Annotated in this window: 12 protein-coding genes; 6 read left to right on the forward strand and 6 right to left on the reverse strand. The window is 66.5% G+C overall.

What is annotated here, in order from left to right:
• Positions 1–56: 56 nt before the first annotated feature.
• From EB75_RS19460 to EB75_RS19485, 6 genes are all read left to right on the forward strand, one after another.
• Positions 57–1,391 (forward strand): helix-turn-helix transcriptional regulator, encoded by a 1,335-nt coding sequence (locus EB75_RS19460; RefSeq protein ID WP_073696957.1) that lies wholly within the window; start codon positions 57–59, stop codon positions 1,389–1,391.
• 52 nt (positions 1,392–1,443) lie between these two features.
• Positions 1,444–2,268, forward strand: coding sequence for an alpha/beta fold hydrolase (locus EB75_RS19465; protein WP_073696958.1), 825 nt, complete (start codon positions 1,444–1,446; stop codon positions 2,266–2,268).
• A gap of 66 nt (positions 2,269–2,334) precedes the next feature.
• Complete coding sequence (locus EB75_RS19470; RefSeq protein ID WP_286150252.1) at positions 2,335–3,135, forward strand: alpha/beta fold hydrolase; 801 nt, start codon at positions 2,335–2,337, stop codon at positions 3,133–3,135.
• A gap of 14 nt (positions 3,136–3,149) precedes the next feature.
• Positions 3,150–3,770: a cysteine hydrolase family protein gene (locus EB75_RS19475; protein WP_073696960.1), complete on the forward strand. Its 621-nt coding sequence runs from the start codon at positions 3,150–3,152 to the stop codon at positions 3,768–3,770.
• A 25-nt stretch (positions 3,771–3,795) separates the two neighbouring features.
• Complete coding sequence (locus EB75_RS19480; protein WP_217267716.1) at positions 3,796–4,338, forward strand: hypothetical protein; 543 nt, start codon at positions 3,796–3,798, stop codon at positions 4,336–4,338.
• The gene (locus tag EB75_RS19485; protein WP_073696961.1) at positions 4,335–4,859 is read left to right on the forward strand and encodes a hypothetical protein; all 525 of its coding nucleotides are present in this window, start codon (positions 4,335–4,337) and stop codon (positions 4,857–4,859) included. The genes EB75_RS19480 and EB75_RS19485 overlap by 4 nt, the downstream gene beginning before the upstream one ends.
• Before the next feature lie 18 nt (positions 4,860–4,877).
• Here the strand turns inward: EB75_RS19485 and EB75_RS19490 are convergent, their stop codons facing one another.
• The 6 genes from EB75_RS19490 to EB75_RS19510 form a co-directional block, all read right to left on the reverse strand.
• Positions 4,878–5,990, reverse strand: a complete 1,113-nt coding sequence (locus tag EB75_RS19490) for a glutamate--cysteine ligase 2 (RefSeq protein WP_073696962.1) — start codon at positions 5,988–5,990, stop codon at positions 4,878–4,880.
• Between the two features lie 45 nt (positions 5,991–6,035).
• Positions 6,036–7,385, reverse strand: coding sequence for a type VII secretion protein EccB (gene eccB, locus EB75_RS19495; RefSeq protein ID WP_073697055.1), 1,350 nt, complete (start codon positions 7,383–7,385; stop codon positions 6,036–6,038).
• A 115-nt stretch (positions 7,386–7,500) separates the two neighbouring features.
• Positions 7,501–9,018, reverse strand: a complete 1,518-nt coding sequence (glpK, locus tag EB75_RS19500; RefSeq protein WP_073696963.1) for a glycerol kinase GlpK — start codon at positions 9,016–9,018, stop codon at positions 7,501–7,503.
• Between the two features lie 31 nt (positions 9,019–9,049).
• Complete coding sequence (locus tag EB75_RS30020; protein WP_286150253.1) at positions 9,050–9,223, reverse strand: hypothetical protein; 174 nt, start codon at positions 9,221–9,223, stop codon at positions 9,050–9,052.
• Positions 9,224–9,272: 49 nt separating this feature from the next.
• Entirely contained in the window at positions 9,273–10,103 is an 831-nt protein-coding gene (locus EB75_RS19505; RefSeq protein ID WP_286150254.1) for a polyprenyl synthetase family protein, read from the reverse strand.
• A complete protein-coding gene (locus EB75_RS19510; RefSeq protein WP_142239714.1) occupies positions 10,100–10,765 on the reverse strand; it encodes a hypothetical protein in 666 nt (221 codons plus the stop codon). The genes EB75_RS19505 and EB75_RS19510 overlap by 4 nt, the downstream gene beginning before the upstream one ends.
• Between the last annotated feature and the right edge of the window lie 15 nt (positions 10,766–10,780).

Raw genomic sequence — 10,780 nt, forward strand, 5'->3', positions numbered from 1 at the left:
CTGGGGAATTACGTGACAGCAACCCCTGGGGAATTACGTGACCGACGACAGCCGACATGCTGCGGGCCGCAGGGGCTTTCCACGGCCGCGCCCCTGATCTCGAACAACGAGCCCTGTTGCGGGCGTTCGAGTGCATCTTCAACGCCGACCTGCTCATGCAGGGTTCGACGCCGACCGAAATTGGGCATCGGATCGACGCTGCCGCGAAGTCGAACACGGGCACGCTCGGGATCGTGTTGCGCGCGATGGCCGCCCATCTGTTGCAGCCGTACTCGGCGGCCGTACCGCTGATGCGAGAGGCGCTGGAGGTGCTGCTCACACTGTCCGACGAGGAACTCCCCCGGTTCGGCCACGTCGGCATCATTCTGGCGACCGCATTGTTCGACGAGCGAGCCGGTGACCGCTACCTGGACCGGCTGGCTCGGATCGCGCGGGATTCCGGCGCCTTGCGGACGTTGGATTCGGTGCTCTGGGTCCAGTCGCTGTTCACCCTTGACCATGGTGATCCGGCGGCGGGCGGGCTGTACATGAAACAGGTTCGCGAGTTGCGCCAGGCGATCGGTTATGACGCCGAGAACGTCGTCAACGTCGCGTACCTGGCCTGGACCGGTGCGCCTCGCAGCCACGTGGAGATGCTCGCCGAAGCCTCCAAAAGCATGGGCTTCGGTGGTGTATATCGTTCGGCAACAACAGCGTTGGGTATTCGCGATATCGCTGAAGGCCATTACCGCGATGCGCGAACTCGGCTGAAACCGATGATCGAGCCGTCATTCTGGCAGGTCACCTACGTCCGGCTGGCGGACTATGTCGAAGCCACAGTTCGTAGCGGACACCTGCCGGAAGCCGAGGCCACCGCCCACACCCTCGCCGACATGGCTTCGGTCAGTGGGACAGCGTGGCTGCGCGGACTCGATCAACGCTGCCGGGCACTGCTCGCCCCCGATGATGCGGCCGAGGCCCACTATCGCGCAGCGATCGAATTACTCAGTGCCGCAAACGTACCTGTGGACCTGGGACGTGCGCACCTGTTGTACGGCGAATGGCTACGCCGATCGAAACGCCGGCGCGACGCGCGGGAACAGCTGCGCGCGGCAATCGACATCTTCGACCGCACGCAGGCAACCGCATTCGCTGAGCGGGCACGTGCCGAGCACGCCGCCACCGGCGAGAAGATGAACAGCCGCCAGGTGGTCGCCGGTGTGGAGATGTCGGCGCAAGAGGCGGCCATAGCCCGCATGGCCGCCGAAGGCAAAACCAACGCCGAGATCGGCGCGGCTCTGTTCATCAGCACCAACACCGTCGACTACCACTTACGCAAGGTGTTCGGGAAATTCGGTATCTCGTCGCGCCGCCAGCTCGCCAAATACCTACGCGCCGACTCGCGGTCGTGACTACGAGCGATACGTGGTTCGGCGCCGGCTACGAGGCCAGCAGACTTCTCTCATGCCGCACATCAGCTGCGAGGACGGTGCGCAGCTCTTCTACAAGGACTGGGGTACGACGGGGACTCCGGTCATTCTCAGTCACGGCTGGCCGCTGAACGCCGACGCCTGGGACGCCGCTGCGCTCTTCCTGGCCAACAACGGGCACCGCGCGATCGCGCATGACCGCCGCGGCCACGGCCGGTCGTCGCAGACCTGGCACGGCAACGAGATGGACACCTATGCCGACGATCTGGCGACGCTGATCGAGGTACTGGAGCTGACCGATATCACGCTCGTCGGTCATTCCACCGGGGGCGGCGAGATCGTGCGTTATATCGGCCGCCACGGCACCGGGCGGGTAGCCAAACTGGTGCTGGTCGCCGCGGTGCCGCCGCTGATGCTGCGCACCGACGACAACCCGGAAGGTTTGCCGATCGCCACCTTCGACGAAATCCGCTCCGGCGAGCTGACCGACCGTTCGCAGCTCTACCGGGACTTGGCCGACGGCCCGTTCTTCGGCAACAACCGCAACAACGATGTGTCCCAAGGGGTTCGCGACGCCTTCTGGTTACAGAGCATGGCCTGTGGACACCGCGCCGCCTACGAGTGCATCGCCGCATTCTCGGCCACCGACTTCCGCGCCGACCTCGCCAAGGTCGATGTGCCGACACTGGTGATCCACGGCGACGACGATCAGATCGTCCCGTTCGAGGTCGGCGGCAAACGGTCAGCGGAATTGATCTCCGGCGCCACATTGAAGGTTTACTCCGAAAGCCCCCACGGCCTGCCCGACACCGACCGGGATCGGTTGCACGCCGATCTACTCGACTTCATCAACTCCTGAACCGATCCGACAGAAAGCGAGCTGACGATGACTGCTGCCAATCCTGCCTGCGACACAATTGTTCTGGTGCACGGCCTTTGGGTCACACCCCGCAGCTGGGAAGGCTGGAAGGCGCACTACGAAGCCAAGGGCTACCGGGTGCTGGCGCCGGCCTACCCTGGCTTCGAGATCGAGGTCGAGGAACTGCGCAAGAACCCCGACATCATCGCCAAGCTGACCGTGCCCGAGACCGTCGACCACTTCGCGAACGTGATCGAAGAACTCGAGGTACCACCCATCATCATGGGGCACTCCTTCGGAGGCACCCTGACCCAACTGTTGCTCGCCCGCGGTCTGGGTGCAGCCGGCGTGGTCATGGACTCCGCACCGACCGAAGGGGTCCGGGTCGCCCCGCTGTCGCAGGCGAGGTCATTGTTCCCCGCGTTGAAGAACCCGGCCAACATCCACAAGGCAGTCGCTTTCACTCCCGAGGAATTCCACTACGCATTCACCAACACCCTGACGCGCGAGGAGTCGGACAAGGTGTGGGAGCGCTATGCGATTGCGGCGCCGGGCAATTGGGTGTGGGTCTACGGCCTGCTCGCCAATTTCACGCCAGGACATCAGGAAACGTGGGTGGACTACCGCGCCGACCGGGCACCCCTGCTGTTCATCGGTGGCGAGAAAGACCACATCATGCCGCCGACGGTGAACAAGTCCAACGCCAAGCACTACGACAAATCGCCGGCCATCACCGAGTACTACGAATTCGCCGGCCGCGACCACTGGACGTGCGGTGCCCCCGGATGGGAAGCCGTCGCCGATTACGCCCTCGACTGGGCGCTGGCCTACGCCGACACCAAACCCCGCGGCCAGCACACCGCGTAGCCGGAGAAACAGACGTGACAGCGACATACGACCTCAGCAGAACAGCTCTGCTGTTGGTGGACCCCTACAACGATTTCCTCTCCGACGGCGGAAAGCTCTCGCCGCTCCTGCAGACCGTCGCCGACGAGGTGGGCCTACTGGACAACTTGCGCAGCGCCCTCACGGCCGCGCGAAATGCCGGAGTACACGTGCTTTTCGTGCCCCACCGGCGATGGGAAGCAACCAACTACATCGGCTGGGACCACCCAAATCCCAACCAGCAAGGCGTCAACCGCCAGCAGATCTTCGCCCGCGGCAGCTGGGGCGGAGAATTTCATCCTGACTTCCAGCCACGCCCGGACGAATGCGTGGTGGCCGAACACTGGGCGCAGAGCGGCTTCGCCAACACCGATCTGGACGCCCAGCTCACCCAACGCGGCATCACTCACGTCGTCCTGGTCGGCGTGGTCGCCAACACCTGCATCGAATCCACGGGACGCTTCGCGATGGAACTGGGTTACCACGTCACCTTGGTGCGCGATGCAACCGCGGCATTCAGCGCCGAAGCCATGCACGCCGCCCACGAGATCAACGGGCCGACGTACGCCCACGCGATCGTCACCACAACCGAGCTCGTCGGCATCCTCAACCACTGACCACCAGACACCGCAGGAGGGCATCGTGGCATCCACGGTTCTCGCAGACTCCACTTCCACGGCCGTCATCGACGCCCCCATCGACGCGATCGACCTCGCGGACTGGCTCTTCAACCTCGAAGACGCCGAATACCAGCGATGTGCACCCGGTGAGCACATCGCCGCGGGTGCCACCACCACCGACGACGGACGCCCCATGTCGATCAACGTCGAACAGGTAGGTACAGCACTGGCCATCCAGCACTACATCGGCGAGATCGTCACGCCATCGCACTGCAAATTGGTCTCGGTGTCGGATTCCTTCACACCCCTCGGCCGCACCACCCTGAACGTCACGTGGGAACTCACCCTGTCCACCGCCGGAGAACAATCACTACTGACCAACAGGGTCCTCATCCTGCCCACCACCGCGTATCTTGAGTTTCTGCAGCACCACGGCATCCCAGCCGACCAGGCCGCTGCCGAAAGTCAGGCATCGATCACCCGGCACAACACCGTGGAGACACCCCTGTTCGCAAAGAGCATCGAACGTAAGACGCTCGCCACGACCCGACGAGACCGCCAATGACCCAACTGATCGACGCGCATGCCGTCACCGACGACGTGCTGGCCCGCTTTGACACGTTCCTGGGGCCCGACGCGCAACGGTACCGCAACCACGTCTACCGCTGCCTCAACTACCAGCGAATACTGTTGCAGTTGACCGTGATTCCCGACGACGTCGCACTGGCCTGGGCCCTGCACGACATCGGCGTCTGGACCGCCGGCTGGGACTACATCGAGCCGTCACTTCAGTATGTCGATGAGTTGGCATCCGTCTATGGCGTCGACAACGTCGGGCGCGCCAGGCAGATGGTCGAGTGGCATCACAAGCTGCGTCCCTGTTCGGACCGGTGGACCGAAACTTTCCGCGTCGCGGACCGCATCGACGTATCGCGTGGACTCATCCGCAGCGGAGTGGCCCGCGCCGAGATAGCCGATGTCGTGCAAGCATTTCCGTATCTCGGCTTTCAGGCACTGCTGCTTCGAACCGCCGCGAGCTGGACCCTGAAGCACCCGCTGCACCCCATGCCGATGCTGCGCTGGTAGCTCGAAACACGGCGGAATTCACGACGATGGATGATCGAACGTCGTTGTCGCTGCGGCCAATTCGGAGATGACATCGGCGACCTCTTTGCGGCGTCGCCACGCCCGACGCTGCCGCATGGCGCCATTGCCCTGCTCGACGACGCGCGCCAACTCGTCGCGAACCATGTCGTAGTCACCCAGCGCGTCCAGAGCCGGACGGAGGCGCTCGATGAGCCCGGCCAGCAGCACCTGTGCCGGCGCCACCGAACAGCCGTCCGCCAAGTCGATCGCCATGCCGTCGAGCCCGTCGCGCGCCGATTTCCAGTGCGCGGCCCGCAGCGTCCAATCTGCAAGCTGTGGCACCGGTTCCCCATGTCGCCGCGCGTCCAGGGCCATCATCACCGCAGCCCGGATGAGCGTGGCGAGCAAGACCGTTTCGGCGACTGTCGCGGGCACGTCGGCCACCCGCACCTCGACGGTCGGAAAGTGCGCGGACGGCCGCACATCCCAATAGAGCATGCCGTCGTCGAGCACGGCGCCGGCCTGTGACAAGGCATGGGCCACAGCGTCGTAGCACTCGACTGAATCGAAATGCGGCGGCGGCCCGGCACTCGGCCAGCGCGTCCACAACACTTTGCGGAAGCTGGCATAGCCGCTGTCGGTGTTTCGATAGATCGCGGAGTTCGCGCTCAGCGCGAGCAACAGGTGCAGGATCGGCCGGAGCCGGTTGCTGACGTCGACGGCCGACGCACGGTCCGGCACTTCGACGTGCACGTGACACCCGCAGATGCCCTGCTCATGAGCGATCATGCCGAACCGCTCGGCGATGCGGCCATAGCGCGCGGTAGTGGTCACCGGGAAGGCGTGCGGCACGGTTGGCGGCAACGCGACAGCCAGCAGCCGCGCCCGATGAGCCTCGGCCGACTCGGTGGCGATGCGACGCAGCCGCGTCAGTTCGGCACGCAGATCACCACTACTGCTCATCACGGCGGTCGTGGTCTCGACCTGGCAGCGGGTCAACTCGAGCTGCAAGTCGACACCACGTGCGGCCGCATATTCAGCGACCGCCTGATTCCGCGGGGCGGGCTCACCACCACGGTGATCGACAAGGAGAAACTCCTCCTCCACCCCGAAAGTCGGAAGGTCGATCATGGACTCAGGGATGCCCCCGCGCCCGCCAGGGCAAACCTGTGGCCGTCACCCACCGAGCCCGTCGCGCAGGACCTCAGCCGCTGCGACGCTCAGTTCAGGTCCTGCAGGCAGCCGGGCCAGCACCGGCCAGGGCGCGGGCAGCGGCTCACCCTCGATACCGAGATATTTGGCCGCGTCAGCGTCGTGGACGCCGTACCGCACGCCGGTGTCGGCCACGACATACAGCGGGCCGGTTACCGGCCCGCCGGCAACTCCGGTGGCGTGCACGTACACGTACCGTCCCGGCGACATTGCCACCGCATCGACATTCGGGCCGGCGCCGTCATCCTGCGCCAGCGACACCTCGCGCTCGCTCGGTTTCCCTTGCCAGACAACGGTATCTGTGCGCCCCGCATCCGATCGCCATTGCGCGCAAACCGGCACCTCCCTCGGCAAGGGCGCACGAGCCTGCTCCGGGAAGGTCGACACGGCAAGTGCGTGGACAGCCGGAATGGTGGCGATGGCCGCCGGCGGCACCGCCCGGAGCTCGCCGCCCGCCACGCCGTGCGCGAACCGGATGACGTCGGCAGCGACATCGCCGATGCGCTGCAGACCATTCGCGAGCACCACGTGATGTTCCGCGACGTCGGTGCGGCTCACCCGCAGGACCTGGCCGACGACGAAGCCGCCCGGCCCTGTGGTGCCGAGGCCCGGAATCGGCGGCGCCGTGATCGCGGGGAGTTCGGGCAGCAGGTCGAGAAAGGACCGGGACACCGGCCTGGGCGTGACGCCGTCGAGTCGCAGCGCCCGTACCACCGCCAGATCACGCAGGTCGACTTCGGCACGCTTGCCGTCGTACACCAGATACGCCGTGGCGTGGTATTCGCCGGCAGCCGTCGCCAGGATGGGCCGCGCCGATTCGCGCGCTACCGCTTCCTGGCCGGCCACCAGAACCGTGCGGCCACCATCGCACACCTGCCACGACACGGCCGGCAGCGACCGACCCAAATCGGCTGGAGCACCAGGGATTCCGACAAGAGGTCCACGCGGCGCGGCGGCGATCGTGTCCGCGTCGACCGGCACCGGGTTGACGGCCGATCTGGCGACGAGCCGGGCCGACGCGAGGTTCAGGGCGGGGTGCCATGTCGGGCCGATCCGCACGTACAGCGCGCCCGTGTCGCGGGCCATGACCATGGGCGCATCCCCCAGCCCACTTGATGGCGACGCGATCGCGATGACCACGCACACCGCCACCACCAGGAGCGCGGCGAGCCAGCCCACTGCGTACGAAATCGATTGCGCACGAACCGGTTCGTCGACCATCGCGGTGTCACCACGCACCAACGCGTGGATCAACCGGCGCATCTGAAAGCGCCGGCCGCTGGCCTCCAACTGCGCGCCCTGCCCCCGAGCCATGTCCATCCCCCGGCTAGCAGCCTAACCGCGGGCAGATGCGCGCCCCGACGCCAATTCTTGCCCGGGATTCGTGCACGATTTTCCGCGCCGACCGCGGAAAATCGTGCACAAATCCCTACGAGACGTCGACCCAGTCCAGGGTGCGGCCGACGGCCTTCTGCCAGCCGGCATACCCGGCGGCGCGCTGCCCGTCGTCCCACGACGGCGCCCAGCGCTTGTGCTCCAGCCAGTTGTCGCGCAGCTCGTCGGGGTTCGACCAGAAGCCGACGCCCAGTCCGGCGGCATAGGCCGCGCCGAGCGCAGTCGTCTCGGCGACAACGGGTTTCACGACCTCGACGCCCAGCACGTCGGCCTGAATCTGCATGCACAGCTCGTTGGCGGTGATACCGCCGTCGACCTTGAGTACGTCCAACTGGACGCCGGAGTCCGCGGCCATGGCGTCGACCACGTCGCGGCTCTGGTAGCAGATGGCCTCCAGCGTGGCCCGGGCCAGATGCGCGTTGGTGTTGAACCGTGACAGCCCCACGATGGCGCCGCGCGCATCCGAACGCCAGTACGGCGCAAAGAGCCCCGAGAACGCCGGCACGAAATACACGCCGCCGTTGTCCTCGACCTGGCGGGCCAGTGTCTCACTGTCCGAGGCGCCGGCGATGATGCCCAGCTGGTCCCGCAGCCATTGCACGGCCGAACCAGTGACGGCGATGGAACCCTCAAGGGCGTAAACGGGTTTCGCGTCGCCGAACCGGTAGCACACCGTGGTCAGCAGCCCGTGCTCCGAGCGCACGATCTTCTCGCCGGTGTTGAGCAGCAGGAAATTGCCCGTGCCGTACGTGTTCTTCGCCTCGCCCGCCGACAGACACACCTGCCCGACCATGGCGGCCTGCTGGTCGCCCAGGATGCCGGTGACCGGCACCGGCGCGCCGAGCGGACCGTCGGCCGCGGTCAGGCCGTACGGCTCGGACACCGACGACGACGCGATGGTCGGCAGCATCTGGCGGGGAATCCCGAAGAACGACAACAGTTCGTCGTCCCAGTCGAGCGTCTCCAGATTCATCAGCATGGTGCGGCTGGCGTTGGTGACGTCGGTGACGTGCACCCCGCCGCGGGTGCCGCCGGTCAGGTTCCACAGCACCCAGGTGTCGCAGGTGCCGAAGATCGCGTCACCGCGCTCGGCCGCTTCCCGCACGCCGTCGACATTCTCGAGAATCCACTGAATCTTGCCGCCGGAGAAGTACGTCGCGGGTGGTAGGCCGGCCTTCCGGCGGATGACGTCGCCGTGGCCTTCACGTTCCAGCGCCGACGCGATGCGGTCGGTGCGGGTGTCCTGCCAGACGATGGCGTTGTAGTACGGACGGCCGGTGTGCTTGTCCCACACCATGGTCGTCTCGCGCTGGTTGGTGATACCGAGGGCGACCAGATCGGACGCCGACAACCTGGTGTTGTTCAGTGCCGACTGCAGCACCGAACCGGTGCGCTCCCAGATCTCGACGGGATTGTGCTCGACCCAGCCGGCCCGCGGCAGGATCTGCTCGTGCTCGAGCTGGTGACGCCCGACCTCACTACCGGAGTGGTCGAAGATCATCGCCCGGGTGCTGGTGGTGCCCTGGTCGATGGCCGCTACGAATTCAGCCATGTGCCTTACCCTTTCGCCCGCAAGTGGCGCGTCACCGCCAGCGCGCCCACACGTAGGGTACGAGTGAGCGCAGGAAATCCAGGTCAGGACCGGACCGCGCGCCGCTGAACGCCTCCTCGAAGTATTCCTCGGCAACCACCAGGATGCCCTCCGCGTAGTGCTGGGTGAATTCGATGCTGCCGTAGTCGTCCATCAGGGACCGCACCGTCCGCACCATCTCATCGGTGCGCTCGGCCCGGCTCCGGGCCAGGTAGTCACGTAGGAAAACCCGATCCTCGCCGCGCGCGGCATCCCATGAGGTGCACCAGACTCAGCGACCGTTTTCCCTCGTACAGGTCGCCCAGGATTTCCTTGCCGTAGGTCTGCTCGTCGCCGATCAGGTTGAGCAGATCGTCCCGAATCTGGAACGCCGCCCCGAAGTGGAAGCCGAACCGCACCATGGACCCCAGGTCTGCGGTGCCGCCCGAGCCGATCATCGCGCCGACCCGCAGTGGGTGAATCGTGGTGTACCAGCACGTCTTGTGCATGATCAGATTGAGGTAGTCGGCCGGTTTCAGACCCTCGACGTTCTCGCGCTGCCACCCCACCTCGATGGCCTGGCCCTCCAGCGTCCGCAGGGCCATGGTGTCGAACTCGGCCCACACCAGATCAGCCAGATTCCGGTCGAGCCGGCGGGTGGTGCGCCGCAGCACCTGACCGGCGATCACCGCCAGCGCGTCGCCGGCGTTCAAGGCCGCGGCCATGCCGTAGGCACTGGTCAACGTCGGGCGGCCACGCCGCATCTCACTGCAGTCGACGATGTCGTCATGGATGAGAAATGCGTTGTGCAACAGCTCAATTGCCACTGCCAGGCCCCACACGTCGGCCGGGTCGGCACCGAAGACCGCCCCCGCGGACAGACACAGTGCGGGCCGCAGCGCCTTCCCGGGGCGCCCCGGATACTCGCGCAACGGCTCATACAGCCAGCGCGACGGTTCCCCGTCGGGGAGCGCGTCGAGCATCGAACGCCGGATGTGCCGGGCGACGTCGCGTAACCGATCATCGACCGCGGCCACCAGGTCGGCGCGATCGGCTGTGCTGGTCACGGGGCCGGCGGCCGGACGGTCAGGGCCACCGGCAACCACAGGTCCGGCTGGCCCGTCGCCAACAACGTGCCCCGGTAGATGCCCGGCGGGTCGAACGGCGCCAGCTGCACCCGCAGTTGCACACCACGGCTGGTGCGCGCCGGCACCGGCACCGGGTCGGGGTCGCACACCGCAGCGGACGCCGCGATCACGTGTCCGGTGTGCGCCACGAGTGCGGAGCAATGCAACGACACCTCGCCGAAGTCGTTGTGGGTGTTGTTGTGCAGCCACACCTCGGTACTCACCCATCCCGGACCGGTGCCTTCGAGCGTCACCATGCCGCCCGCTGCGCTCTGTCCGAACGTCAACGAGCCGGCCCCACCGGCGCCCGGCAGGCTTCCCGGGGCCGCACCGAGCAGGAATTGTCCGAACATCGCCCACCAGGCGCGGGTCAGGCGTTCCAGATCACTCTGACCGGCACCATTCGGGCCCGGCGGATCACCGGAGGCGGGCTGGGTGTCCCCTACCGTGGCAGCGCGGACGAATCGGTCCACCAACTGGCTGGCGGCGCGGAAACCCTCGGCCTGGATGGCGCCCAGCGCGCGGGCGTTGGCGGTCGGGCTGAATACCGACGCCCACGGCATGTCGGCAACCGCACCGTCGTCCCCGAGACCGCGATCCACCAGCAAGATCCCCCA

Source organism: Mycobacterium sp. ST-F2, assembly GCF_001905655.1.
In the GTDB taxonomy this organism is placed as follows: domain Bacteria; phylum Actinomycetota; class Actinomycetes; order Mycobacteriales; family Mycobacteriaceae; genus Mycobacterium.

Coding starts and splice junctions, on each gene's coding strand:
- EB75_RS19465 (WP_073696958.1), top strand. CDS start 1,444: ATGCCGCACATCAGCTGCGAGGACGGTGCGCAGCTCTTCTACAAGGAC.
- EB75_RS19485 (WP_073696961.1), top strand. CDS start 4,335: ATGACCCAACTGATCGACGCGCATGCCGTCACCGACGACGTGCTGGCC.
- EB75_RS19490 (WP_073696962.1), bottom strand. CDS start 5,990: ATGATCGACCTTCCGACTTTCGGGGTGGAGGAGGAGTTTCTCCTTGTC.
- glpK (WP_073696963.1), bottom strand. CDS start 9,018: ATGGCTGAATTCGTAGCGGCCATCGACCAGGGCACCACCAGCACCCGG.
- eccB (WP_073697055.1), bottom strand. CDS start 7,385: ATGGCTCGGGGGCAGGGCGCGCAGTTGGAGGCCAGCGGCCGGCGCTTT.
- EB75_RS19460 (WP_073696957.1), top strand. CDS start 57: ATGCTGCGGGCCGCAGGGGCTTTCCACGGCCGCGCCCCTGATCTCGAA.